Source organism: Mesorhizobium sp. M0119 (genome assembly GCF_040322615.1).
GTDB lineage: Bacteria > Pseudomonadota > Alphaproteobacteria > Rhizobiales > Rhizobiaceae > Mesorhizobium.
The window spans coordinates 83,729-109,159 of the sequence record NZ_JAMYTU010000015.1; the positions used below are offsets into that span (position 1 = coordinate 83,729).

Genomic DNA, 25,431 nt, shown 5'->3' on the forward strand with positions numbered 1-25,431 from the left:
GCGGATCGACAAACGCCGTCCCGGGCGCGGCTGGCAATGCGATCGGTTGCATGCGACGAGATAGAGCAAAGCGTCGGACGATCACATCCCTTGCGGGCCGCGGTTCATCGCCGCCACTCCGGTACGGCAGATTTCAACTAGCCCGAGCGGTTTCATGATGGCGATGAACTGATCGAGCTTGGAGCCCTTGCCGGTGATCTCGAAGATGAAATGCTCGGTGTTGGCATCGATGACGCTGGCGCGGAATGCATCGGCGAGCCGGAGCGCCTCGACGCGGGCTTCACCGGTGCCGGCGACCTTGACCAGCGCGAGTTCCCGCTCCAATGGCCGCTCCTGTCCGAATTCCTGCGACCGCACGGTGAGATCGACGACGCGGTGCACCGGCACGATGCGCTCGAGCTGGTGCTTGATCTGCTCCAGCACATGCGGGGTGCCGCGTGTCACGATGGTGATGCGCGACAGGTGCTTTTCGTGCTCGGTTTCCGAGACCGTCAGGCTCTCGATGTTGTAGCCGCGTCCGGAAAACAGGCCGATGACCCGGGCAAGCACGCCCGGCTCGTTGTCGACCAGGACCGAAAGCGTGTGGTTCTCTGGTTTTTCCGTCTCCTTGGCGATGAAATAGGCGGAGCCGGTCGGTTGCAACTGTGCGTTCATGACATGAATCTCGATTTCAAACTTTTGCGCTAATCTGCTGTTTTCGCACAGCTTCCTTGAACCAGGCTACACCAGTTCCCTGCCCTTGGCGTCGATAGCGTTGGCCACAGCTTCGTCCGTCGCCTCGTCCGGCAACAGCATCTCGTTATGCGCCTTGCCGGACGGGATCATCGGGAAGCAGTTGGCGAGCGTCGCCACGCGGCAGTCGAACAGGACGGGCTTCTTGACCCCGATCATCTCCTTGATGGCATCATCGAGCTCGTCCGGCTTGTCGCAGCGAATGCCGTGGCCGCCATAGGCTTCGGCGAGCTTGACGAAATCCGGCATCGCCTCGGTGTAGGAATGCGACAACCGGTTGCCGTGCAGCAGCTGCTGCCATTGCCGCACCATGCCCATATACTGGTTGTTGAGGATGAAGATCTTGATCGGCGCCTCGTGCTGCACCGCCGCGCTCATCTCCTGCATCGTCATCTGCACCGAGGCGTCGCCGGCGATATCGATGACCAGCGCATCCGGGTGCGCGATTTGCACGCCGAGTGCCGCCGGCAGGCCGTAGCCCATCGTGCCCAGCCCACCGGAGGTCATCCAGCGGTTCGGCTTCTCGAAGTGGTAGTGCTGCGCCGCCCACATCTGATGCTGGCCGACCTCGGTGGTGATGTAGGTGTCGAGGTTCTTGGTCAGCGCATAGAGCCGCTGGACGGCGTATTGCGGCATGATCACCTCGTGGTTCATCTTGTAGGCGAGCGAATCGCGGGCGCGCCATTTGGCAATCTGCTCCCACCACGGCTGAAGCGTTTTCTTGTCGGCCTTGGCGGTTGCCCGCCACAGCCGCACCAGATCTTCCAGGACGCGACCGACATCGCCGATGATCGGCACGTCGGTGTGGACGTTCTTGTTGATCGACGACGGGTCGATGTCGATGTGGATCTTCTTCGAATTCGGCGAAAACGCCGTCAGCCGCCCGGTGATGCGGTCGTCGAAGCGCGCGCCGATGCAGAGCATGACGTCGCAATCGTGCATCGCCATGTTCGCTTCATAGGTGCCGTGCATGCCGAGCATGCCCATCCAGTTCTTGCCCGAGGCCGGATAGGCGCCAAGACCCATCAGCGTCGAGGTGATCGGAAAGCCGGTCAGGTCGACCAGCTCGCGCAGCAGATGGCTCGCCTCCGGGCCGGAATTGATGACGCCGCCGCCCGAATAGATGATCGGCTTCCTGGCGCCGGCCATCAGCTCGACCGCCGCCTTGATCTTTTCCAGATCGCCCTGGACCTTCGGTTGGTAGCTGGTGCGCGGCGCCGTCTGCGGCGGGACATAGATGCCCTTGGCGAACTGCACGTCCTTCGGGATGTCGACGACGACCGGACCGGGGCGGCCTGTGGTTGCCACATGGAAGGCCTCGTGGATCGTTGCCGCGAGCTCGTTGACGTCCTTCACCAGCCAGTTGTGCTTGGTGCAGGGCCGCGTGATGCCGACCGTGTCGCACTCCTGGAACGCATCCGAGCCGATCAGCGAAGTCGGCACCTGGCCGGTCAGGCAGACCAGCGGGATCGAATCCATCAGCGCGTCCTGCAATGGCGTCACCGCATTGGTGGCGCCCGGCCCTGAGGTCACCAGCATGACGCCGGCCTTGCCGGTCGAGCGCGCATAGCCTTCCGCCGCATGGCCCGCGCCCTGCTCATGGCGGACGAGGATGTGCTCGACCTCGTCCTGCTGGAAGATTTCATCGTAGATTGGCAGAACCGCGCCGCCCGGATAGCCGAAAACATGCTTGACGCCGTTGTCCTTCAGCGCCTGCACCACCATTTCGGCGCCTGTCATTTCGCGCCGCTCATTCTGTCCACTGCTCATCGGTCTGGTCCCGTACTGTTCGCCATCGGGCGATTGCTGGTCGTTTAGTCGTGTTTCGGGCAATAAAAAAGGCCCCCGAGGGAGCCTGTGTCTTGCGCATGGGAGGTCATCGCCTGGCGGTTACACCGCCTTGCCCACGCGCTTTCCTACGAGAATGAGTGCCTTTTTCATGGTGGCGGACAATAGAATTGGTTTGACGCCGCTGTCAACGGCGAATGTGCACGGGCCGGATCAGGCTGAACCGATGCGTTTCCAGTAGATGAGGGTGCCTGTCAGCCCGCCATGCGGCTTCAGCGCATAATCCGGTATTTCGCCGGCCAGCGCGAAGCCGAGCTTTTCATAGAGGCCGGAAGCCCCCTCCTCTTTTGCAGTATCCAGGACCAACAGCGTGCGGCCTTTCTCCACGGCAACAGCTTCCGCCTCCTCCATCAGGCGGGTTGCGATGCCCTTGCCGCGATAATCGAGGCGGGTCATCAGCTTGGCGATCTCGGCCCGGTGCGGCTGGTTGGGAGGGCAGTCGAGCAGCAAGGTGACGGTGCCGACCAGAGCCTCGCGGTTCCAGGCAGGCAGCACCACCCTTTCGCCTCTGGCGGCCGCCTGAAGCGACTTGCTCCAGAAGGCTGCGGCTATCTCCGGCGCCAGCGGATGCATAAAGCTGACCGAGCCGCCGGCGGCGACTGTCCCGATCAGCAAATCGACCAGCATTTTTTGCGTTCCGTCAGTATTGCTGAGTGGCCTGATTTCGATCGAACTCATGTGGTTTCCCCTTCGCCGCCCGTCAGTCGAAATGACTGGATCGCTTCCGCTTCCTGGCCCGGCGGATTTCCGCGATGCGCTCGGCGTCTTCCTCTTGCAGACGTCGCCCGCGTTCCAGCAGTTCGAGCGTGTATTCCTCGTAGGTCAGGCCCAGCCGCTCGGCCTTGTCCAGCCGCATCAGCATGATCTCGCGGCTCGGCACTTTCCATGCCTGGGCATGGGCGGTCCGCCATGCAAGAAAGATATAGGGGTCGCCCTTGCCCCAGGGCGGACCGTCATAGTCGTCGAGCGGCGGACCACCATTGTCAGAGCGTTTCGGACGGCGCGCCTTCACCTCAGCTCCTGGCCAACGCAACCAGATAGTCGGCGGCGTCCGGCCCCGGAGCGTGGAAGACGCAATCGGATGGCGCGCCGAGCGCCAGGCAGTCGCCGGGTTCGAGCCTGTGAACGATGTCGCCCTCGGTGAATTCCAGCCGCCCGGAGATCAGCCAGATCTGTTGCCTGATGAAGGCATAGGACGCCGCCGGGAAACTTACCTTGGCGCCCGCCGGCAGTTGGACCCGGATCAGTTCGAGCGGCATATCCGAAACCGGCGAAAGGTGCCGCCGCACATAACCCGTAGCCGGATCGCGCCAGACCGGCTGGTCACGTTCGCGAAGCAGACCGCCGCCCTGCAATTCCGCCCTTGCGATCAAAGTGGAAAGCGTCATGCCGAAAGCGGCCGCAATGCGCACAAGAAGTGCCGCCGTCGGGCTCGTCATGCCGCGCTCTACCGTGCTCAGCATGGCTTTCGAGACATCGGACCGCTCCGCCAATTCCGCCAGGGACCAGCTGCGAGCCACCCTTTCGGCGTGTATCCTTCTGCCGATAGTCGAGGATATATCGTTCGCTATATCATCCATTGATCCAATATAGCGAAATTCCGCGCTCGAGCAACGGCCGTTTCGTCCAGTTTTCGCAAACTCCTTAATGTCCGTTAAACCATCCGGCCTCATCCCACCTTAACCCCGTTCGCCTAGGCTCATCGCTTGGGAAAAGGGGACCGGCCTGTCCATGCTCGTTGAACGCGAAGCCTCCATTGGAGAACCGTCTTTGCTGGAGCGCCGCAGGGCGGAGCAGAACGACAAGCGGATTCTGGGCAATGTCGTGCAATGTGATGGCGCGCGCGCCACCATCAGCGCTTATGCCGACGATATCGAAGGCACGGTCACCGGCCTGTGGAGCGTCGGCAAGATGATCTCGATCAATCTCGGTACATCACGAACCGTCGGCCTGGTCTACGAAATCGGCAAGTCGGATCGTGCCTGGAGCAGCGAGGGCCAGAATCCGATCGAGGTCAGCATCGAATTGATCGGCGAGGTGCGCGATGGTGCCGAACCCGGCGCAAAGCCGGTCTTCGACCGTGGCATCACGACCTATCCGCATATCGGCGCCATTGCCCATCGTATCCGCAGCCGCGATCTGCAGGCCGTCTACGATCTCGCCGGTCGTGATTCGATCACCATCGGCACGCTGTCGCAGGACGAGGCCATCGACGCCAATATCGCCATCGACGATACGCTGGCGCGGCATTTCGCCATTGTCGGCACCACCGGGGTCGGCAAATCGACTGCCGTGTCGCTGCTCTTGCGCAAGTCGATCGCCGCCCGGCCAGACCTGCGCGTGCTCATCCTCGATCCACACAACGAGTTCGCCGCGTCGTTGCCCGAATATTGCGTCAGGGTCGATTCGACGACCCTCGACCTGCCCTTCTGGATGTTCAAGCTCGAAGAATTTGCCGAGGTGCTGTTTCGCGGCCGCGAGACGGTCCCGGAAGAGGTCGACGCCTTACGCGATCTCATTCCCGCGGCCAAGAACCTCTACCGCAATCCGAACTCCGGCAACTACCTACGGCGCAGCACCGACGCGCTGACCGCCGACGCGCCGGTGCCCTATCGCATTGCCGACCTCATCAAGCTGGTCGACGAGCGCATGGGATTGCTGGAAAGCAAGAACGATCGCCCGACCCTCAGGTCACTGAAGACACGTATCGAATCGGCGGCATCCGATCCGCGCTACCGGTTCATGTTCAACTCACGCCTGATCGAGGACACTATCCACGAGACGATCGGCAACATCTTCCGCGTGCCGCATCACGGCCGCCCGGTGACCTGCTTCGAAATGGCCGGCATGCCATCCGAGGTGGTCAATTCCGTATGCTCGGTGCTGGCGCGGCTGGCCTTCGACCTGGCGTTGTGGAGCGAAGGCCGCCTGCGGCTGCTCTTCCTGTGCGAGGAAGCGCATCGCTATGTGCCGGCCGATCCGCGCCTCGGTTTCGCGCCGACGCGGCACGCGCTGTCACGCATCGCCAAGGAAGGCCGCAAATATGGCTGTTATCTCGGTGTCGTCACCCAGCGCCCGGGCGAGCTCGACCCGACCATCCTGTCGCAGTGCTCGACGTTCTTTGCCATGCGGCTCGCCAACGAGCAGGACCAGGCGATCATCCGGTCGGCGATCGCCGATTCCTCGGCTTCGACGCTGGCGTTCCTATCTTCCATGGGCCAGCGCGAGGCTATCGCCTTTGGGGAAGGCGTGGCGACGACGATGCGGATGAAGTTTGAAAAGCTCTCCGAGGATTTGATCCCCGGCACGGCCAAGCGCGAGGACGCCTTGCCGTCCGAAACCGGCAACGAAGTCGACCTCGTGGCGATCGTCGAACGGCTGCGCAATGTGCCTAGACCGCAACAGGCAATGGCGTTCGCGGAAGTCGTCGATCCGGGCCGGCAGGCCGGCGATTCGGACTATCGCAAACCGCCGGCCGCACGCACCCAGCGGAACGACGATTTCGACTTACGCTACGGCCTCAAGCCGGCGACCTTCGGGCTACGCCCGCAAAACGAATAAGTCGGGCGACTTTAGGCAGACCTCATCGGTGCGGCCGCAGGTATCAAAGCTGAGCTTCGATGGCTGCCCTGTCTATAACTGACCACACCTGGCGAATTTTCTCTCTCTGAAACTCATAGAATACGTTCTCGGCAAACGAAATTCTCTTCCCGCTTACATCGAGCCCAAGGAACGTTCCCCTTGGAGCGCAGTCGAAGCTTAGCCGGCTCGCTATATAAGGCGGATCGGCAACCAATAGCTGAATGTCGAAGTAAAGGTCCGGAATTTCGTCGAAGTCTCTCACCAACATTTCGAGATAGCCGGACAATCCGAGCTTGCGACCGTTGTGGGTCACTTCATCATGGACAAACCGCCCCAGATTTGGCCAATCCTGCTTGTTCAGGCATGCAATATAGCCCCGGTAAAGATCGGAGAGATCGGATATAGTCACGGAACACCTCTATTCCCGGCAAGCCCCGCAAAGGCAGCATCTCAGCTTGACTGGGTGACATCGGTCTGCGTGCACCGGAAACGCAGAAAACGATACCAGACGGCCAGCATCGAATTCAATGACGGGATTTCAGGCGCAGACGCGGTTGCGCCCTTGCCTCTTTGCCTCATAGAGCTGGCGGTCAGCGCGGCGATAGAACTCCTCGGCGGTTTCCTTGCGATCCCAGACGGCAAGCCCGACGCTGGTGGTGATTTTCAGTCGGACATTGCCTGTCAGCACCGACATGTTGGCGATCGCCTTGCGGATGCGCTCGGCGAATTTGGATAGTAGCTCGGCGTCCATATTGGGCGTGACCACCGCGAACTCCTCGCCGCCCAGGCGCGCCACGACGTCGTGATAGCGTGTCATGTCCTTGAGACAGTTGGCGACGGCCCGCAACACCTCGTCGCCGACATCGTGGCCGTGGCTGTCGTTGACCTGCTTGAAATGGTCGAGGTCGAGGATCATCAGCCCTACTGGTTTCTCGATGCGACGGAACTCTTCGAGATATTCCTTCAGCGCATCGTCGAAGTAGCGCCGGTTCTGCATGCCGGTGAGGCTGTCGGTGAGCGCCGCATGCTCCAGCGTCTCCGAACGCGCGCTGAGCGAAACGGTCATGGCGCGCAGCTTGCCTTCTTCCGTCGCCTGCTTTCGGATCAGCGGATAGATGAAGAAAATGCCGAAGAACAGCGCAGTCGCCAGCAGCACGCCGGTCGCAAACAGCAGCTTGTTGAGATAGACGATTTCATCGAGTTCCGAAGGCGTATTGCTAATGTCGGCCGCCAGGGTTTGCAGGAGCCCATAGGCGTAAAGCGTCACCAGGCCGGCGGCCAGGATCACAAAAATAAAGACGAAAAAGGCCGATTCCGCCTTGTGGAAACGCATCTGCTCCCCGTTGGAAAGTTCCTATCGATTTTATGGCATGCGGGAGCTTACGGACAGTTAACCTGGACAACTTCAACGCGAAATGTCGCTTCGACGTCGACTTGTCAGGTTGCGCTCCAAGGAGGGGGTGAGATCATCGAGTCGATCCCGTCACCTGGGCGCAATCTCTGCCATTCCGGGCCCAATTGGTGCCTGAACCAGGTAGCCTGCCGTTTGGCATATTGCCGAGTCGCGATCTTCGCGCGCTCGATAGCCTCGGGAAAACTGATGGCGCCGGCCAGCGCGGCCTGAAGCTCGCGAACACCGATTGCTTTCATCGCCGGCAGGTCGGGATCGAGGACGAGCGCTGAAAGCTGTTTCACCTCGTCCAGTGCTCCCTTGTCCAGCATGCGGTCGAAGCGGGCATCGATCCGCTCTACCAGCGCCGCTCGCTCCGGCTCGATGACGAAAAAGCGCGCACTGCTCCTGTCGATCAACGGCTGGCCACGCGCGGCCTGCCAGTCCAGGATGGAACGGCCCGACGCGTCGAGCACCTCCAGCGCCCGCACGATGCGCTGGCCATCCGTCGGCCTCAGCATCATGCCGGCCGCAGAATCCTCGCGCAACAGGATGCGGTGCAATCTCACCGCGCCCTGTTCCTGGAGCTCGTAGCGCCAGCGATCACGGATCGACTTCGGAATGTCGGGCATCTCCGAGATACCTTCCGTGAGCGCCCGGAAATACAGCCCGGTACCGCCAACGAAAATCACTTGCCGCTCCGAAAGCGTGCCGTCGTCGATCAGCTTCATGACATCACGGAACCAGGCGCCGGTGGAATAGGCGGTGGACGGATCGACGTGTCCATAAAGAAAGTGGGGGACGCGGGCGAGTTCGGCAGGACCAGGCCGCGCCGTCAGCACGTCGAGCACCGAATAGCCTTGCATGGAATCGGTGTTGACAATGACACCGCCATTGCGCTCGGCGAGGTCGAGTGCGAGCGCCGACTTGCCGCTGGCGGTCGGCCCGGCTATCAGGATCGCGTTCTTCACGCGACCTTCGCCCGCCTGCCCGCTGGAATTTTCGATGCCGCTGATCGCCACGCTGCTATCCCATCCCGCCGGCCGCGCATTGACGCCGACGCTAGCGAATATGGCCTCGCGTTCGGTCGGCGCAAGCGCTGTTCGCTGGCTGGCCGAAGGCATCGCCTGCGAGCTCGATTTGCCGGAGACCGCCGAAGCTTCCGAAATGGCGGCGCGCCTGCATGCCGCGCTTGCTTCCGAACCCATCGACGTGGCCGTCCAACCGGCTGAGAACAGGCGCAAGAAGGTCCTGATCGCCGACATGGATTCGACGATGATCGACCAGGAATGCATCGACGAGCTTGCCGACGAGATCGGCGTCAAGGATCGCGTCGCCGCCATCACGGCGCGATCGATGAACGGTGAGATCGCATTCGAGCCGGCCTTGCGCGAGCGCGTGGCGCTGCTCAAAGGTCTCGATGCCGCAATCATCGACCGTATCATCGACAATCGCCTGACGCTTGCCTCCGGCGGTCGCACGCTCGTCCGGACAATGGCGGCCAACGGCGCCTGGACGGCGCTGATCTCCGGTGGTTTCGACATCTTCACTACCCGCATCGCAGCATTGCTCGGTTTTCACGAAAATCGCGCCAACCGGCTGATCGAGCAGGATCGCCGCTTCACCGGCTTGGTCGCCGAGCCGATCCTCGGCCGCGCCGCCAAGGCCGAAGCCCTTATCGAGATTTCCGCCCGCCTCGGCCTGACGCCTGCCGATGCCATTGCCGTCGGTGACGGCGCCAACGATCTCGACATGATCCGTCTTGCCGGCATCGGCGTCGCCTTGCACGCCAAGCCGGCCGTGGCGGCTGAGGCAAAGATCCGCATCGACCACGGCGACCTCACCGCCTTGCTCTATCTGCAGGGTTATCGCTGGGAAGAATTTGTCGAATGACGCCGATCCGCACCGAGCGCCTGATCCTGCGCAACTGGGAAGATCGTGACCGCGAGCTCTTCCATCGCATCAATTCCGACGAGCGCGTCATGGAATTCTTTCCGTTTCGCCGCGACCGCGCCCAGTCGGACGCCAAGATGGATGAATTGCGGAACGCCATAGACGGTAATGGCTTCGGCTTCGCAGCCGCCGAGATCGCCGCCACCGGTGAATGCATTGGCTTCGTCGGCATAACCGGAACTGATCATTTGCCATTCCTGCCGCCCGGCACGATCGAGATTGGCTGGCGGTTGGCACCCGAATTCTGGGGCAAAGCCTATGTCACCGAGGCGGCCGAGGCCTGGCTCGCCCATGGCTTCGAAGCGCTCGGCCTCAAGGAGATCGTATCCTTCGCTGTCGAGGGCAATCGCCGGTCCATCGCCGTTATGGAGCGTATCGGCATGACCGCCGACCCTGCCTCCGACTTCGACCATCCCGGCGTTCCGGACAGCCACACCGCACTCAGGCGACATGTCTTCTACAGGCTGTCACGCACGGACTGGCATGCAAGAAAAAGGGCGGCCCGCTAGCCGCGCTTTTCTTTTCAAGATCAGAGTGTTGCAGGCTCTTCCGGACTCAATCCATCCGGATTGTCACAAACCTCAGCTCGCCGGTCTTCGACGCCAGCATCAAAAGCGCGTTCTTGCGCCCTTGCTCCTTCAGCGCGCCGATCCGGTCCATGACGTCCTTGGGCGTCGCGACCGATTCCTGCGCGATCTCGGTGATCACCTCGCCCGGCTGGATGCCGCGTTCGGCCGCCGCCGAATCCTTTGAGACGTCGGTCACGACGACGCCGGAGATGTCGGCGGCGATGCCGAATTTCGTGCGCGTCTCGTCGTTGAGCTCGCCGATCGTCATGCCAAGCACGGCAGCCGTCGAAACGGCAGGCGCCTTGTCGGCATCGTCCTGGTCGGTGTTGCCGTTTTCACCGCCGCTGGCAAGCTTTTCGCCGTCCTCGAGCCGGCCGAGCGTCACCTTGACCGTCTGCTCGACGCCCTTGCGCACGATGATCACGTCGACCGCCTTGCCGACCGGGCTCTCCGCCACGACGCGTGGCAGGTCGCGCATTTCGTGGATGTCCTTGCCGTCGAACTTGGTGATCACGTCGCCGGCCTGGATTGTGCCGTTGTCGACCGGCCCGCCCTTGATGACGCCGGCAACCAGCGCGCCCTTGGCGGTCGCCATGCCCAGGCTTTCAGCAATGTCGTCGGTCACCGGCTGGATGCGCACGCCGAGCCAGCCGCGCCGCGTCTCGCCGAACTGGCGAAGCTGGTCGACGACGCCCGATGCAAGCTGCGACGGGATCGAGAAGCCGATGCCGATCGAGCCGCCCGACGGCGAGATGATTGCCGTGTTGATGCCGATGACCTCGCCGCTGCTGTTGAACAGCGGTCCACCGGAATTGCCGCGGTTGATCGCGGCATCGGTCTGGATGAAGTCGTCATACGGGCCGGAATTGATGTCGCGATTGCGCGCCGAGACGATGCCGACCGTCACCGTGCCGCCGAGACCGAACGGATTGCCGATCGCCATCACCCAGTCGCCGACACGCATCGTGTTGGAATCGCCGAACTTCACGGCCGTCAGCTTGTGCCCTTTCGGATCGACCTTCAGCACCGCGACGTCGGTCTTGGTATCGGTGCCGACCAGCGTCGCCTTGAGCGTCACCCCGTCGGAGAAATTCACCTCGATGTCGTCGGCATCGGCTATGACGTGGTTGTTGGTCACCACGATGCCCTGCTCGGCGTCGACCACAAAGCCGGAGCCCAGCGACTGAACCTTTTGTCCGCCGCCGCCCTTGTCGCCGCCACGGTTCTTGAAGAAATCGTCGAAGAAGTCCTGGAAGGGTGAGCCTTCTGGAAGCTGCGGCATCGGCACCGCGCCCGGTCCCTCAGTGCCCTTCACCGTCTGCGACGTCGAGATGTTGACCACCGCGCCGAGCAGGCCGGCGGCGAGATCGGCAACCGAGGGCGGCCCGTCGGCTGCCACTGTCGGCGTCACGAAAGACGGAACGGCAACGGCGCCGACCAGAAGCGCAGCGGCCCCGGCAATGAACGTCCGCCTCGCTGCACGCAGAAGGGTGGTGGATGTCATCGAAAGGCCTCCGGGTGTTCTAAAAAAGCGCTTCGGCAAAAACGCCGCGTCGCGTCATGTTGGCAAGAAATAAGGCACGTTTGCGGCTACGGCTACCGCCAGAGGATAAATCCTCCGTTACGCCGGCTTCCCCTGCACCGGCCCTACTGGCCGGTGCCTGGCTGTGCCGCTGGCGCGACGGGAGCGGCCGGCGCTGGTGCCGGCGGTGCCGCGGGCGTTTCCTTGCTGTCCGGGTCGCGGAAAAAGCGGAAGAACTCGGAATTCGGCGACAGCACCATCGTCGTTCCGCTGCTGTTCAGCGCAGTGCCATAGGCATTCATCGAGCGATAGAAATCGAAGAAGGCCGGATCGCGCTGATAGGCCCCGGCAAACGTGGCACTGCGCTGGGCTTCACCTTCACCGCGCAGGATTTCAGACTCTTTCTGCGCTTCCGCGACGATTTCGACCACTTCGCGGTCGGCGCGAGCCCTGATCCGCTGCGCTGCCTCATTGCCTCGCGCCCTCAGCCGCTCGGCTTCGGCGAGACGTTCGGCCTTCATGCGGTCGAAGGTCTGCTGCGAGACTTCGGCCGTGAGATCGGTGCGGCGGATGCGGACATCCTCGATCTGCAGGCCAAGCGAGGTGGCATCGGGCCTCAGCTGATCGCGCACCTCGCGCATCATCACGGCGCGCTCTTCCGACAGTGCCGCCTCGAAGTCGCGCAGGCCGTAGACGCGGCGCAAGGCGGCGTCGAGACGCGTCCTAAGCCGGGCCTCGGCCAGTTCGATCTGGCCGGAGACCGCGGCGCGGAACACACGTGGATCCGAGATACGATAGGCGATAAAGGCATCGACCTCATAGAACTTGCCGCCCGAAACCTGGACGCGGATGTTGTCGAGGTCGAAGCGCAGGACCCTGTTTTCGATCAGCTGAACGGTGTCGGCATCGAAAAAGGAGAATGGCGCCTTGAAATAGATGCCCGGCTGGTTCTTGACGTCGACGATTTCGCCGAACCTGAGCACCAGCGCCTGCTGGCGCGCATTGACGACGAAGACCGACGAATAGAGCAGGAACAGGATGACCGCGGCGATGACCGCAATGACGGGAAGACGGTTGGCCATCACTGGTTTCCTCCGGTGGCCGGTGCCGGCGCCTTCTGCTGCAATGCCGGCAGCGGCAGGTAGGGAACCACCCCTTGCCCGTTGCCTTGCTCGACAATGACCTTGCTCGAATCCTTCAGCACCCTCTCCATCGTTTCCAGGTAAAGCCGCTTGCGCGTCACTTCCGGCGCCTTGGCATATTCGTCATAGACCGAGATGAAGCGCTGCGCCTCGCCTTCGGCCTCCTGCACGACCCGGTTCTTGTAGGCGGCGGCGTCTTCGCGGATCTGCGCGGCCGCACCGCGCGCCTGGCCGAGCTTCTGGTTGGAATACTGATTGGCCTGCTCGACGAACTTGTCCTCGTCCTGTTCGGCCCGCTGCACCTCGTCGAACGCGTCTGCCACCTCGCGCGGCGGCGCGGCGTCCTCGATCGAAATGGCATTGACGTTGAGGCCGGCCTTGTAGCCGTCCAGCGTCGTCTGGATGATCTCACGCACCGACGCCGCAATGCCTTGCCGGTCGTCGCGGAAAATGTCCTGCGCCGGACGCCGGCCGACCGCTTCACGCATCGCGCTTTCGGCGACCTGCTGCAGCATGCCGCCCGGGTCGGACACGTCGAACAGATAGGCCTTCGGGTCGGAAACCTGATAGGCAACCGAGAATTGCACGTTGACGATGTTCTGGTCACCGGAAAGCATCAGGCCATTGCCGCTGGTGCTGCCGCCACCGATGCTGACAAGCTGCTCGGCGATGTTGGCGGTCTCGACCGTTTCAATGGGCCACCAATGGAAATGCAGGCCAGGCTGCGAAAGCTCCGCCTTCGGCTTGCCGAACCTGAGCTCCACCGCAACTTCGTCGGGCTGCACGGTGTAGACCGCCTTGAACGCCCATAGCACCACCAGCGCCGCAGCAATCAGCCCGAACACGGCCGGGCTCGCGCCACCGCCGCCCGGCAGCGCGCGCCGCAACCTATCCTGCCCACGCCGGATGATATCCTCGAGATCGGGAGGCGAGCCCTGCGGGCCACTGGGTCCCTTGGGCCCCTGTCCCCAAGGTCCCTGATTGTTGCCGCCGCCCCACGGGCCGCCGCCGCCGCTCTTGTCGTTCCAGGGCATGAATGTCCTTTCGCTTGGAATTCCCTCAAGCGCCGGCTCGCCGGCGCAAATCCAATATTATTATTCTATAGGGATGCAACGGCACGCTTTCAACGCGATCGGCTGCCGTAACAGTCCGCCTTTGGGTCCATTTAGACCTGTCGCGACGCTTTGTCGTCTTCAATTCACGTCGCGGCGCCGCTCGTAAACCGAATAGCGTGTCGCATGGCTGTCCTTCTCACCGGCCTCCACCTCCTGTGAGCGGACTATCCGCCATAGCGCCGGGTCGATCGGCGGGAAATGGGCGTCGCCGTCGACCGCGGCCAGCACATGGGTCACGTGCAGCCGATCGGCCAACGGCAGCGCCTGAGCGTAGATCTCGCCGCCGCCGATGACGCAGATCTCGTCAGCGCCGGCCATGCAGCGCCCGCGCACCCTCGCCAGCGCGATCGCGTCCTCGATCGAATGCGCGACTTCGACGCCCTCGGCGCGCCATGCCCTGTCTCGCGTCACCACGATGTTGAGCCTGCCCGGCAATGGCCGGCCGATGCCTTCATAGGTCTTGCGGCCCATGATGATGGGCTTGCCCATTGTATCGGCCTTGAACCGCTTGAGATCGGTGGAAAGCCGCCACGGCAACCCACCCTCGCGCCCGATCACACCGTTCTCGGCGATGGCGACATAAATCGCGAGGTCCATCAGCCGCCGTTCCCGCCATCGGATGGCTCCAGCAGCAATATGTCGATGTCGTGCTCGGGGTAGAAGTTCTGCGCCTTCATCTCGAATGTCGTCGGTCCGACCTTCCTGACGTTTTCGCCGCAAAACGAGACCAGGTTCTTCGGATCGCCCTTGTCGACGGTCAGCTTGAACGTGCCGATGTTTCCCGACGCCCAGTTGCCGCCTGTGGTCAGGATATAGGCGATGCGGTTCTCGAAATATTTGGGGTAGCCGTCGGGATCGTCCTTGGCTGCCTTACGCACCGCATTCTCGAACGTGCCATCCATGCAGTAGCGGGTCTTGTAGGCGGCATACTGACCCTGGAACTGGCCGTCATAGAAGAAGCTGACCGAGGAGGTGCCACCGACGCTCGGCTTGTAGCGATGCGAGACGTGGACCGCCTTGTTGGCCGGAAAGGTCGAGCGCCACCAATAGGTCGAGCGCAATTGCCAGAACGGTGTATAGGCGGTCTTCATGCCCGAACCGTCGTCGGCGGTGTCCTCGATGATGATGCCCCGGTTGACCCAGTCGTCGGCGACCGCTTGCGGCAGCTTTGCCAGTGCTGCCTTGGCCGCATCGCCGAACGGATAGAACGGCACCCCCTGCGCCTTCAGGTCAGCACCGATATCGATGCCGAGTGCGAACACCTTCTGCTCGAGCTGCGGCTTTGCCGGCAACCCGTCGATCGTCACTTCGAAGCCAAGGAAATTGTCGCTCTGCGCCTCCGGAATTGCCGGTATTTCTTCGGGGTCGCCTTCGATGTCGGGCATCGGAAAGGCGACGATCGCATCGACATCATTGTCGGTGTTATTGCGGAAGACGTAATCGACCGTCACTTTTTCCGGCGAGATGTAGAGATCCTCGCTTTCCATCGCCACCGCATCGCTGCGCGAAAGGATCAGCCCACCAGTGCCGAGTTCGGCGACCGAATCATTGGCGAGCGCAGGCGTAGCCGAGAGCGCCAAGGCTGCGGTCAGGACGTAACGGAACATGGAAACTCCCCCGGCGAGAATGCCAACATGACACTAGCTGTTCAATGTGGCGTTTCAAAGCCTTTCGGCAAATGCCCCGGCGCCTGCCGGCATGTCGTGTCGGTCTAGACACGTCGGTCCCGATCGGGCAGGAGTTCGCCCATGCGCAAGCTTCTCGTCATCGGCATCGGCACCGGCAATCCGGAGCACATGACGGTCCAGGCCATTAACGGCCTCAATCGGGCCGACGTGCTGTTCATTCCCGACAAGGGCGCCAAGAAGAACGATCTCGCCGAATTGCGCCGCCAGATCTGCGACCGCTTCGTCATTAATCCGAACTCGCGCCGTGTCGAATTCGAGGTGCCGGTGCGCGCCGAGCCGGCGCCTTCCTACCGCTCGACCGTCGACGACTGGCACGAGGCGATCGCCGCGATCTACGAAGGCCTGATCCGCGATGAACTCCCCGAAGATGGCTGCGGCGCCTTCCTGATCTGGGGCGATCCTTCGCTCTACGACAGCGCGCTGCGCATCCTGGAGCGCGTGCGCCTCAGAGGCAATGTCGCGTTCGAGCTGGATGTCATCCCCGGCATCACCGCTATCCAGGCACTCGCAGCCAGCCACAAAATGGCATTGAACCGCATCGGCGACACCATTTTGATTACCACCGGCCGCCGGCTCGCCGAGGAAGGTCTGCCCGAAAACGTCGGCAGCACCATCGTCATGCTGGACGGAAAATGCGCCTTCAACACGCTGGACGACAAGGACGTCACCGTCCACTGGGGCGCCTATCTCGGGACGCCCGACGAGATCGTCATCTCGGGCCGGATTGGCGACGTCGGCGACGAGATCGTGAGCACCCGTGAGGAGGCCCGTCGGAAAAAAGGCTGGATCATGGACACCTATCTGCTGCGCAAGCCGGGCGAGCCTGAGGAGTAGCAGAGATCGAGCGCGGCATGAATTCCGCCGAGTTCACGCAGCGTCGATCTCGGCCTGCAGCGCCTCCATATGTGCCGCCGCTGCTGAAGAAGCAGCCCGCTCGATGGCGCGGAAGCGGCTGACCACCGCAAGCCCGACCGACGTCAACTGGGCGCCACCGCCTTTCTTGCCGCCCGTCTGTGCCGCAACCAGCGGCTTGCCGAACACACGGTTCATGTCCTCGACCAGATCCCAGGCGTGCTTGTAAGACATCTCCATACCGCGCGCCGCGGCCGAAATCGAACCGAAGGCGGCGATCTGTTCCAGAAGCTCGATCTTGCCCGGCCCGAGGCGGCCATCTGGATCGAGATTTATCCGCAAACTCAGCGACGGCATTTTCTCCTCCGCGGTCACGCTATTCTACAAGTTCGCCAGCAATACCGCTATTCCAAAACGATATAGCGAATCATCGGCCGTTCACCCATCCGCCTCGGCCGGCAAGCCGGCGCCGGTATTCGCCCGGTCGAAGCTCACTGTCTTGACCACCGCGAAGACCTTTCGACCAGGCCGAAGCCGCAGCGTCTGCCGCGACTGTTCGGTGATGCGGGCAAGCACGGTTGCGCCATTGCAGTCGAGGCCAATCTCGACCGTAGGCCCTTCGCCCGGCTCTATCGCCACAATCGTGCCCGGCAGTATGTTGAGCGCGCTGAGGCCAACCGGCTGCTCGGTGGCGATCATCACGTCGCGGGCACGGATGCGGACGCGCACCGGCGCACCGACCGGTGTTGCCAGAAGCGGCACCCGGATCTCGCCCGCCAATGAGCCTAGCACCGTCATGCCAAAGGCTTCGTCGTGGCGCAGAACCGCGGCATCCAGCACGGCACCGCCCTCGCCGCGCTCTTCGGCCGGCAATAGATCCAGACGCTGCATGATCGCTCCGGTCGGACCGGAAGCAGCGACCTTGCCTTGCATAAGCACCACGACGTCGCTCGCCAGCCGCGCCACTTCGGCGATCGAGTGGCTGACATAGACGATCGGTATTTTCGTCTCGTCGCGCAGCCGCTCGATATAAGGCAAGATCTCGGCCTTGCGCGCCTCGTCGAGCGATGCCAGCGGCTCGTCCATCAGCAGCAATTTCGGACTGGCAAGCAGCGCCCTGCCGATTGCCACGCGCTGCTTCTCGCCACCGGAGAGTTTTGCCGGCCGCCGGTCGAGCAAATGGCCGATCCCGAGCAATTCGACCACGCCATTGATATCCGCGTAGCGCTCGGCAGCCGGCGTGAACCAACGGCCATAGCGCAGATTGCTCGCCACGCTCATATGCGGAAACAGCCGCGCATCCTGGAACACCATGCCGATCCGCCGTTTGTGCTTCGGCACGAACAGGCCGGCATCGCTATCGACCAGCACGCGGCCCTCGGCCGCGATGCGGCCTTTGTCGGGGCGGATCAGCCCGGCAATCAAATTGATAAGCGTCGTCTTTCCGGAGCCGGACGGCCCGAACAGCGCGGTCAGCCGCCCGGCGCTCTCGAAGCGGGCATTGACGGCGAAATCGCCAAGCCGGTGGCTGATGTCGACCTGAACCGTCATTCGATGTCCATCCGCCGGCCGACGCGCCGCGCCAGCACTTCCGAGGCCACGAGTGCAGCCATCGAGATGACGATCGAGATCAGCGTCAGCCTGAGCGCGCCGGGGTCGCCGCCGGGAACCTGCGTGAAAGTGTAGATCGCCGACGGCAGCGTCTGCGTCTCGTTCGGGATATTGGAGACGAAGGTGATCGTCGCGCCGAATTCGCCCATCGCCTTGGCGAAGGAGAGGATCGCGCCGGCGATCAGGCCGGGCAGGATCAGCGGCAGCGTGATCGTGCCGAACACCCATAGCGGATTGGCGCCGAGCGTGCCGGCGGCCGCCTCGATTTTGCGGTCGACCGCTTCGATCGACAGCCGGATCGCCCGCACCATCAACGGAAAACCCATCACGCCGCAGGCGAGCGCGGCGCCCGTCCAGCGAAAGGAAAAAACGATGCCGAAATGCTCGGCCAGGAAGGCCCCGGCCGGACCACGCTTGCCGAAAGTCAGAAGCAATAAATAGCCGGTCACCACCGGCGGCATGATCAGCGGCAGATGCACCAGCCCGTTGAGCAGTGTCTTGCCCCAGAACTGGCCGCGGGCGAGCACAAGGGCGATCGCCACGCCTGGCGGCAGGCTGGCAATCATCGCCACGGTCGCCACCTTGATCGACAGCCGGACCGCATTCCATTCGTCGGGAGCGAGATCCAGCAGCCAGTTCATGTGCGGTGCCGTTCGTCAGTTGCTCGGCGCAAGCATGGTAAAACCTTGCGCCTTGAAGAGTTCGCCAGCCTTGGCGGATTGCAGGCATTTCAGGAACGCCGGGGTATCCTTGCCCTTCGAATCCGCAAGCTGGGCAACCGGATAGATGATCGGCGGATGTGTATTGTCGGGGAAAGTGCCGATCACCTTCACGCCGGGCTCCGCATGCGCATCCGTGGCATAGACGATGCCGAGTGCTGCCTCGCCGGTCGACACCAGCTTTAGGGCGGCGCGCACATTCTCGGCCTGCGCCACCTTGCCTTCGACCGAAGACCAGACACCGAGCGATTCAAGGGCTGCCTTGCCGTATTTGCCTGCCGGCACCGCCTTGACATCGCCCATGGCAAGTTTGCCGTCACCGACGAGCCCGGCTAGATCGAACCCCTTTTCGATCCTGGTCTCGACCTTGGAATCCTGCGGCGCAATCAGCACGATCTGGTTACCGAGCAGTTTCACTTCGGTTTCGGGCTTGGTCAGCTTCCTGTCGGAAAGATATTTCATCCAGTCGAGATCGGCCGAGATGAACACGTCTGCCGGCGCGCCGCTTTCAATCTGCCTGGCCAGCGCCGAGCTCGCCGCGTAGGAAATGGTTGCCGCCTCGCCGACATCGGCCTCGCAGGCCTTGTTGACGGCATCGAGCCCGTCCTTCAGGCTCGCCGCAGCAAACACGACCACCTTGTCATCGGCATGGGCCGCCGGCACCGCGGCCATCAGGATGGCTGCGAGACCCGCGATGGCAATCGTCGTCGAACCTTTGCGCGCCAGCATGAAACTCTCCTCGTCTCGGAACGCCCGAAGCCGTCCATCGATATATCCATGTGAACATAACAAGGAAAGGCTCTTTACCGGCGACGGCATTCTGAGCTCAGGTTTCTCGGCGTGCGATAACCTCCGCTGGATACAGCGGTATCGAGGCCAAAGGAAATATCACATGAAATCAGTACCCGCGGCACGGGCAAACGAGGGCGCAGCCGCAGTAGGCAATTTCGATATGGACAGTCAGGTAGGTCCTAGACCGCGATCGGCGCCTTGATCGTCGCGTCGGCGAAATAGTTCTCGAGCCGGAAATCCTCGAAGCGGAAGGCAAAGAGATCCTTCACCTCGGGATTTATCCATAGCGTCGGCAACGCCTTGGGCGTGCGCCGCAATTGCTCGCGCGCCTGCTCGAAATGGTTCGAGTAAAGATGTGCGTCACCGAGCGTGTGGATGAAATCGCCGGGTTTCAGTCCGGTCACCTGCGCCACCATCAGCGTCAGCAACGCATAGGACGCGATGTTGAACGGCACACCGAGAAAGATATCGCCCGAACGCTGGTAGAGCTGGCAGGAAAGCTTGCCTTCCGAAACATAGAACTGGAACAGGCAGTGGCAGGGCGGCAACGCCATGGCCTCCACCTCGGCCGGGTTCCACGCCGAAACGATCAGCCGCCGCGAATTAGGATTTTTGCGTATCTCCTTCAGAAGATTCGCAATCTGGTCGATGGCGCCGCCATGGCCGTCCGGCCACGACCGCCACTGTTTGCCATAGACCGGGCCGAGATCGCCATTCTCGTCGGCCCACTCATCCCAGATCGAGACGCCGTGATCGTTGAGATATTTGATGTTGGTGTCGCCGGCCAGGAACCACAAAAGCTCGTGGATGATCGACTTCAGGTGCAGCTTCTTGGTGGTGGTGACCGGAAAGCCGCGGGCGAGGTCGAAGCGCATCTGGTAGCCGAATACCGAGCGTGTTCCGGTGCCGGTACGGTCGCCGCGATCGGCGCCGTTTTCCAGCACATGCTTCAGAAGGTCGAGATACTGGCGCATCGGCTCCGGTCCGATTCGGGTTGTCAGCCATCATAGCCGAATGACCGTCCGCCGAACACAGCAAAGCGAGACGATTCCACCGGAGCCCACCGACACCGGCGGCGAGGTTGTTCAGAGCGAGCCGAGCATGCCCAGATCCTTGGCGACGAGGTAGTAAAACGTCACCCTGCTCTTGCTGTTGTCCGCCGCCATCGCCTTGCAGGTCTTTTTGATTGCCGCATCCGCCTTGGCGCCGTCGGTGACGCCGAGCTTGCCAGCGACCCAGCTGTTCCTGACGCGCTTCAGTTCCTCCGGGTCGGTGCAGGACACCAGCGAGGAATCGCGGTTCCTGAGCGCGATGCCCAGATGCTTGACGATCTTGGCGACCGCGTCGGCATCCGCCGCCGCATCATATTTCTTTACGTCTGCGAGATAATCGGCCATCGAATTTCCCCTCGTCGGCGCCACGGGATCCGGTCGATGAGGATTGTGGCGCGCTGCCGCAACTATGCGCTGCGTCTCCTCACCGCCACAAAGCTTCGGTTGAGACCGGCCGCAAGTCAACCCTTGATGATCCACTTTGACACGGGCGAAAGTGGCATTCCGGCCTTTCATTTTCCACCGCCAGTCCCTATATTCGCTTCGTCGGCTCGACCGACTATGGCGATAAACAGGCGATGAAATAAGCCGTTCGGACCCGGGGGCGGTACCCGGCGCCTCCACCAAAAACCGCTGCTCGGGAGCGGCTTTTGCTGGGGGCGAAATAGGATCGACGAAGGTGTAAAGATCGTACTTTTGCCCGGCATTGTACCACCGTTATCGGGCTAAACTTATAGTTGCCAACGACAACTATGCGGAAGCACGTCTCGCCGCGTAAGCGGTGCGATAGCTTCAATTCAAGCCCTAGTGGTTCGCACTTCTAGGCGGGGTTCGGAGGTACCTGGCAACAGAAACCTCCATTTCTCCCCTTTTTGATATGTGCAGCTGCAGGCTCGCCGGCGGGCTTTTCATGCGCCCTGATAGGCCCAAGATGCCACGGCGTTCATACCAGCCCGTGGCTGATCGCATCGATCGCACCGGCGAATATTTCACCTGTGGCCTCTTCGGGCAACAGCATCTCGTTGTGCCCCCTGCCCGTCCGGATCATCGGAAAACAATTGGCGAGCTTGGCAACACGACAGTCAAGGAGCACGGGCCGGTCCACATCGATCATTTCCTGTATCGCATCGTCAAGGTCGGCTGGTTTGTCGCAGCGCAGGCCGACCGCCCCGAACGCCTCGGCCAATTTGACAAAATCGGGCAAGGCCTCGGAATAGGAATGCGCGAGGCGGTTGCCGTGAAGAATTTGCTGCCACTGGCGAACCATGCCCATATATCCGTTGCTCAGGATGAAGATCTTGATCGGCGCGTCGTACTGGACTGCCGTCGACATCTCTTTCATGGTCATCTGAACCGAAGCATCGCCGGCGATATCGATAACGAGGCTGTCCGGATGCGCAATCTGCACGCCCAGCGCCGCGGGCAGGCCGTAGCCCATCGTCCCGAGGCCGCCGGAACTCATCCAGCGGTTCGGCCTTTCGAAGCCGTAGAATTGGGCCGCCCACATCTGATGCTGGCCGACTTCAGTGGTGATGAAGGTGTCGCGATCCTTCGTCAGCGCGTAGAGACGTTCCACCGCATATTGCGGCATGATCACGTCTGTGTTCATCTCATAGGAGAATGAATTGCGCGCGCGCCAGCCGGCGATCCTTCTCCACCAGTCCTGGAGGCGGCCTTCATCCGGCTTGCGAGGCAATGCGCGCCATAGACGAACCATGTCACCCAGAACATTGCCGACATCGCCTTGTATGCCGATATCGACGTGGACGTTCTTGTTGATCGAGGACGGATCTATATCGATATGGATCTTCCTGGAGTTCGGCGAAAAAGCATCCACACGCGAGGTCACGCGGTCATCGAAGCGCGCGCCAATACAGATCATGACGTCGCAATCGTGCATCGCCATGTTCGCCTCATAGGAACCATGCAGACCGACCATCTTGAGCCAGTTCTTGCCGGAGGCGGGGTAAGCTCCAAGGCCCATAAGCGTCGAGGTGACCGGAAAGTCGGTCAGTTGAACCAGTTCCCGGAGCAATGTCGATGCTTCCGGGCCGGAATTGACGATGCCGCCGCCGGCATGAATAACGGGACGGCTGGCATTGGCCATCAATTCTAGCGCCTGGCCGATCTTGCCGATATCGCCCTGCAGCTTCGGTTGATAATTTTTCAGCGCAGCAACACCCGAAGGCGGCGTGTACATCCCAGACGCAAACAGGACGTCCTTTGGCATGTCGACGAGAACAGGCCCCGGTCGCCCCGACCGGGCGATATGGAATGCCCGATGGATCGCTGACGCCAGGTCATTGACGTCTTTGACCAAAGAGTTGTGCTTGGTGCAGGATCGCGTGATGCCAATCGTGTCACATTCCTGAAAGGCATCGGAGCCGATCAATGTTGTCGGCACTTGTCCGGACAGACAGACAATCGGCACTGAATCCATCAGCGCGTCCTGCAGGGGCGTCACGGCATTTGTCGTGCCTGGGCCTGACGTGACCAGCATCACGCCGACCTTGCCCGTGGACCGGGCATAACCCTCGGCGGCATGGCCGGCGCCCTGTTCGTGGCGCACGAGGATATGCTTGATGTCGTCCTGCTGGAATATCTCGTCATAGATCGGCAATATGGCCGCGCCGGGATAGCCGAAAATATGCTCCACACCATTGTCTTTGAGTGCGCGGAGAACGATCTCCGCTCCTGTCATGCGGTTGCTCGTATCCTGAATGGAATTATCGCTTGTCATGGTTCTGTCCCGTAGCGTGATGAGGATGGGTTGACGGGGCATCGCCGAAATCGGGCGTAAGAAGAATTTCGGGCATAAAAAAAGGCCCCGTCGGGAGCCTGTTTGTCGCGCACGGGTGGCTGTCGCCGGATGGTTACACCATCCTGCCCATGCGCTTTCCTACCACTGCAAGAACCATTGCGATCTTCATGATGATCGCTGCTACACAGAAAATCGCGCATCGTCAACGTCTCAGGCTGAGGCGTCTCAGGCTGAGGCGAACGCCCAAGGGCTTCCCATCATCGGAACCTCCGATGGCAGCATTCGTATCTTCCCGTTTCCCTTCTCTCATGCCTTTGCGGGACAAGGCCTCAGTTTCTCGCCGCGTGTGCTCATGCCCGGCGAGCTACCTGATGGAGATAAGATGAACCAGGAAACCACACCAAAACACGAACGCATCCTGATCGTTGGCGGCAGTTCCGGCATGGGGCTGTCGCTGGCCGAACAGCGGCTTGCCGCCGGCGCCGAGGTTACGATCGTCGGCCGCTCCGAGGACCGGTTGTCGGCCGCACGGCAGCGCTTGCCTCACCCGGAAAGGCTGAGGACGATCGCAGCCGACGTCACTAGCGAGGACGAGGTCCAGCGCCTGTTCCAGGACGTCGGTACGCTCGACCACATCGTCTCGACCGCCGCCGACGTTACCGGCGTCTATGTGTTGCTTCCCGAAATGGACATCTCGGTGGCGCGGAAAGTGATGGATTCCAAAGTCGTCGGGCCGCTGCTTCTTGCCAAGCATGGCGCGCCTCGTCTGACGCCCAGGGGATCGATCACGCTGACCTCGGGCATCGCCGCCTATCGTCCGGCGGCGAAAGGCTCGGTGGTGGCGGCCGTTAATGGGGCACTTGGCTCACTCGCCTACGCGCTTGCCGTCGAACTGGCGCCGATCCGCGTCAACGTCGTCTCACCGGGCTGGGTCGACACGCCGATTTGGGATGCCGTCGTCGGCAGCGGAAAGACCGTCGCGCTGGACGCCATGGCAAAGCGTCTGCTCGTCGGCCGGATCGGCCAGGCAGCCGACATTGCCCAAGCCATCACGTCCCTGATGCATAACGGCTTCATCACCGGAACCGTGCTTCATGTCGATGGTGGCCAGCGGCTGGTCTAGCGATGGCCAAATTTCGCGAACCATTGCGAGGAACAGCCGCAGCACCGGCGCTTGAACGCGCCGGTGGCGCCATACCATGGTGACCGGCGTCACCGGGCTGCTTGCGACCCAAGGCAACACGACGATATTGGCGTCAGCCGCGGAAGCCACGAGACGCGGAACCAGCGCGCATCCAAGACCGGCTGCGACAAGGCCCCGTATCGCACCCATGCTGGCGAACTCGCCGACGAGTTTTGGACGGTCAGGCAACGTTGCGGCAAACGTTTCGTCAAACATCCGCCGATAGACGCAACCGGGCTGAGTGACGAGGAAGGCCTCATCAGCCAGATCGTCGGGCGTTATGGCAGAATATCCGGCCAACCGGTGATTTGCCGGCATTATGATGACGAGCTCTTCTTCTGCCACTTGATCGCTTCGCAGCTCCGGCGCCGCCGCCGGGACGGCTCCGAAATGGAAAGATACGTCCAGCGTCCCGCTTGTCACGCCGGCACGCAACCCGCTGCTATCGTCCGCCTTGAGGTTCAGTTCCACATCGGGATAGCGCCGATGGAATTCCCCCAGCAAAGCTGGCAAGCGTGTCGAGCAAAGCGTCTCCAGGCCGCCGACCGTCAGGCGACCGGCAACCGTGCCGCTCGCGTCGGCGACAGCGGAACGGGCTTCGTCGGCGAGGTCGAGGAGATCGTTTGCGTAGTCCAGCAGGCGTTGTCCCGCCGCGGTCAGCTTCAAGCCACGCCGTGACCTGTCGAATAGCGACGTGCCCAGATCGGCCTCCAGCGCCTGGATCTGTTCGGTCACGCTCGATTGGGCAAGATGAACCCGCTCGGAGGCGCGCGTGATGTTCAAGGTGGCGGCGACCGCCACGAAGGTCTTGAGATGTCGAAGCTGCATGTCCTGAACCTGTCATATAGGCATAGGCTGCTTTGAACCGGGATCGCAAACGTGAAAGGCCGGGAACATCGCCCGGCCTTTTTTGTCTCAAG

General features: G+C 62.1%; 25 protein-coding genes, 1 other RNA gene and 1 pseudogene. 6 read left to right on the forward strand and 21 right to left on the reverse strand.

Features of this window, described 5'->3' with window-relative positions; all coding sequences use genetic code 11:
• Positions 1–81: 81 nt before the first annotated feature.
• The 5 genes from ilvN to NKJ40_RS16515 form a co-directional block, all read right to left on the reverse strand.
• Complete coding sequence (ilvN, locus tag NKJ40_RS16495; protein WP_023676680.1) at positions 82–654, reverse strand: acetolactate synthase small subunit; 573 nt, start codon at positions 652–654, stop codon at positions 82–84.
• A gap of 66 nt (positions 655–720) precedes the next feature.
• Positions 721–2,502 carry an acetolactate synthase 3 large subunit gene (locus NKJ40_RS16500; protein ID WP_352466917.1) on the reverse strand — a complete coding sequence of 594 codons (1,782 nt, stop codon included), beginning with the start codon at positions 2,500–2,502 and terminating at the stop codon, positions 721–723.
• A 231-nt stretch (positions 2,503–2,733) separates the two neighbouring features.
• Positions 2,734–3,258, reverse strand: coding sequence for a GNAT family N-acetyltransferase (locus NKJ40_RS16505; protein WP_352466918.1), 525 nt, complete (start codon positions 3,256–3,258; stop codon positions 2,734–2,736).
• 22 nt (positions 3,259–3,280) lie between these two features.
• Complete coding sequence (locus NKJ40_RS16510) at positions 3,281–3,592, reverse strand: hypothetical protein (RefSeq protein WP_352466919.1); 312 nt, start codon at positions 3,590–3,592, stop codon at positions 3,281–3,283.
• Position 3,593: 1 nt separating this feature from the next.
• A complete protein-coding gene (locus tag NKJ40_RS16515) occupies positions 3,594–4,160 on the reverse strand; it encodes a helix-turn-helix domain-containing protein (RefSeq protein WP_352466920.1) in 567 nt (188 codons plus the stop codon).
• A 151-nt stretch (positions 4,161–4,311) separates the two neighbouring features.
• Between NKJ40_RS16515 and NKJ40_RS16520 the strand changes: the two genes are divergently transcribed.
• Positions 4,312–6,141: an ATP-binding protein gene (locus NKJ40_RS16520; RefSeq protein ID WP_352466921.1), complete on the forward strand. Its 1,830-nt coding sequence runs from the start codon at positions 4,312–4,314 to the stop codon at positions 6,139–6,141.
• A gap of 43 nt (positions 6,142–6,184) precedes the next feature.
• On the opposite strand, the gene NKJ40_RS16525 is transcribed toward NKJ40_RS16520, so the two are convergent.
• The 3 genes from NKJ40_RS16525 to miaA all read right to left on the reverse strand — a co-directional run bounded on the left by NKJ40_RS16525 (position 6,185) and on the right by miaA (position 8,568).
• Entirely contained in the window at positions 6,185–6,571 is a 387-nt protein-coding gene (locus NKJ40_RS16525) for an ester cyclase (protein WP_352466922.1), read from the reverse strand.
• Between the two features lie 129 nt (positions 6,572–6,700).
• A complete protein-coding gene (locus NKJ40_RS16530) occupies positions 6,701–7,495 on the reverse strand; it encodes a GGDEF domain-containing protein (RefSeq protein ID WP_023676688.1) in 795 nt (264 codons plus the stop codon).
• A gap of 104 nt (positions 7,496–7,599) precedes the next feature.
• Positions 7,600–8,568 carry a tRNA (adenosine(37)-N6)-dimethylallyltransferase MiaA gene (gene miaA, locus NKJ40_RS16535; protein WP_352466952.1) on the reverse strand — a complete coding sequence of 323 codons (969 nt, stop codon included), beginning with the start codon at positions 8,566–8,568 and terminating at the stop codon, positions 7,600–7,602.
• Between miaA and serB the strand changes: the two genes are divergently transcribed.
• Together serB and NKJ40_RS16545 are read left to right on the forward strand one after the other, a co-directional pair.
• Positions 8,558–9,445 (forward strand): phosphoserine phosphatase SerB, encoded by an 888-nt coding sequence (gene serB, locus NKJ40_RS16540; protein WP_352466923.1) that lies wholly within the window; start codon positions 8,558–8,560, stop codon positions 9,443–9,445. The two genes, miaA and serB, sit on opposite strands and share 11 nt — an antisense overlap.
• A complete protein-coding gene (locus NKJ40_RS16545) occupies positions 9,442–10,014 on the forward strand; it encodes a GNAT family N-acetyltransferase (protein ID WP_352466924.1) in 573 nt (190 codons plus the stop codon). The genes serB and NKJ40_RS16545 overlap by 4 nt, the downstream gene beginning before the upstream one ends.
• 46 nt (positions 10,015–10,060) lie before the next feature.
• On the opposite strand, the gene NKJ40_RS16550 is transcribed toward NKJ40_RS16545, so the two are convergent.
• From NKJ40_RS16550 to NKJ40_RS16570, 5 genes are all read right to left on the reverse strand, one after another.
• Positions 10,061–11,578, reverse strand: coding sequence for a DegQ family serine endoprotease (locus NKJ40_RS16550; RefSeq protein ID WP_352466925.1), 1,518 nt, complete (start codon positions 11,576–11,578; stop codon positions 10,061–10,063).
• A gap of 143 nt (positions 11,579–11,721) precedes the next feature.
• Entirely contained in the window at positions 11,722–12,678 is a 957-nt protein-coding gene (gene hflC, locus NKJ40_RS16555) for a protease modulator HflC (protein ID WP_292664365.1), read from the reverse strand.
• Complete coding sequence (gene hflK / locus NKJ40_RS16560) at positions 12,678–13,772, reverse strand: FtsH protease activity modulator HflK (protein WP_292664363.1); 1,095 nt, start codon at positions 13,770–13,772, stop codon at positions 12,678–12,680. The genes hflC and hflK overlap by 1 nt, the downstream gene beginning before the upstream one ends.
• A 159-nt stretch (positions 13,773–13,931) precedes the next feature.
• Positions 13,932–14,450 carry a dihydrofolate reductase gene (locus NKJ40_RS16565; protein ID WP_352466926.1) on the reverse strand — a complete coding sequence of 173 codons (519 nt, stop codon included), beginning with the start codon at positions 14,448–14,450 and terminating at the stop codon, positions 13,932–13,934.
• A complete protein-coding gene (locus NKJ40_RS16570) occupies positions 14,450–15,460 on the reverse strand; it encodes a DUF4424 domain-containing protein (protein WP_352466927.1) in 1,011 nt (336 codons plus the stop codon). Before NKJ40_RS16570 ends, NKJ40_RS16565 begins: the two co-directional genes overlap by 1 nt.
• Positions 15,461–15,601: 141 nt before the next feature.
• Here NKJ40_RS16570 and cobF point away from each other — a divergent pair, with 141 nt between their 5' ends.
• The gene (gene cobF / locus NKJ40_RS16575) at positions 15,602–16,375 is read left to right on the forward strand and encodes a precorrin-6A synthase (deacetylating) (protein WP_352466928.1); all 774 of its coding nucleotides are present in this window, start codon (positions 15,602–15,604) and stop codon (positions 16,373–16,375) included.
• Positions 16,376–16,408: 33 nt separating this feature from the next.
• Here the strand turns inward: cobF and NKJ40_RS16580 are convergent, their stop codons facing one another.
• The 6 genes from NKJ40_RS16580 to NKJ40_RS16605 all read right to left on the reverse strand — a co-directional run bounded on the left by NKJ40_RS16580 (position 16,409) and on the right by NKJ40_RS16605 (position 20,912).
• Positions 16,409–16,750: a winged helix-turn-helix domain-containing protein gene (locus NKJ40_RS16580; RefSeq protein WP_352466929.1), complete on the reverse strand. Its 342-nt coding sequence runs from the start codon at positions 16,748–16,750 to the stop codon at positions 16,409–16,411.
• An 81-nt stretch (positions 16,751–16,831) separates the two neighbouring features.
• On the reverse strand, positions 16,832–17,944 hold the full coding sequence (gene modC / locus NKJ40_RS16585) for a molybdenum ABC transporter ATP-binding protein (protein ID WP_352466930.1): 1,113 nt from the start codon (positions 17,942–17,944) through the stop codon (positions 16,832–16,834).
• Entirely contained in the window at positions 17,941–18,645 is a 705-nt protein-coding gene (gene modB, locus NKJ40_RS16590) for a molybdate ABC transporter permease subunit (RefSeq protein ID WP_352466931.1), read from the reverse strand. Before modB ends, modC begins: the two co-directional genes overlap by 4 nt.
• A 15-nt stretch (positions 18,646–18,660) precedes the next feature.
• A complete protein-coding gene (gene modA / locus NKJ40_RS16595; protein ID WP_352466932.1) occupies positions 18,661–19,452 on the reverse strand; it encodes a molybdate ABC transporter substrate-binding protein in 792 nt (263 codons plus the stop codon).
• Positions 19,453–19,694: 242 nt separating this feature from the next.
• On the reverse strand, positions 19,695–20,489 hold the full coding sequence (locus NKJ40_RS16600) for a thymidylate synthase (RefSeq protein WP_023676701.1): 795 nt from the start codon (positions 20,487–20,489) through the stop codon (positions 19,695–19,697).
• Between the two features lie 111 nt (positions 20,490–20,600).
• On the reverse strand, positions 20,601–20,912 hold the full coding sequence (locus NKJ40_RS16605; RefSeq protein ID WP_352466933.1) for a DUF2853 family protein: 312 nt from the start codon (positions 20,910–20,912) through the stop codon (positions 20,601–20,603).
• A gap of 161 nt (positions 20,913–21,073) precedes the next feature.
• On the opposite strand from NKJ40_RS16605, the gene ssrA reads away from it, so the two are divergent.
• Positions 21,074–21,429: a transfer-messenger RNA gene (gene ssrA / locus NKJ40_RS16610) on the forward strand.
• Between the two features lie 81 nt (positions 21,430–21,510).
• Here the strand turns inward: ssrA and NKJ40_RS16615 are convergent.
• Complete coding sequence (locus NKJ40_RS16615; protein WP_352466934.1) at positions 21,511–23,307, reverse strand: acetolactate synthase 3 large subunit; 1,797 nt, start codon at positions 23,305–23,307, stop codon at positions 21,511–21,513.
• A 403-nt stretch (positions 23,308–23,710) separates the two neighbouring features.
• Here NKJ40_RS16615 and NKJ40_RS16620 point away from each other — a divergent pair, with 403 nt between their 5' ends.
• Positions 23,711–24,451 (forward strand): SDR family oxidoreductase, encoded by a 741-nt coding sequence (locus NKJ40_RS16620; RefSeq protein ID WP_352466935.1) that lies wholly within the window; start codon positions 23,711–23,713, stop codon positions 24,449–24,451.
• A 24-nt stretch (positions 24,452–24,475) separates the two neighbouring features.
• Here the strand turns inward: NKJ40_RS16620 and NKJ40_RS16625 are convergent.
• A pseudogene (locus NKJ40_RS16625) lies at positions 24,476–25,339 on the reverse strand (LysR family transcriptional regulator); the annotation flags it as partial.
• Positions 25,340–25,431 lie beyond the last annotated feature (92 nt).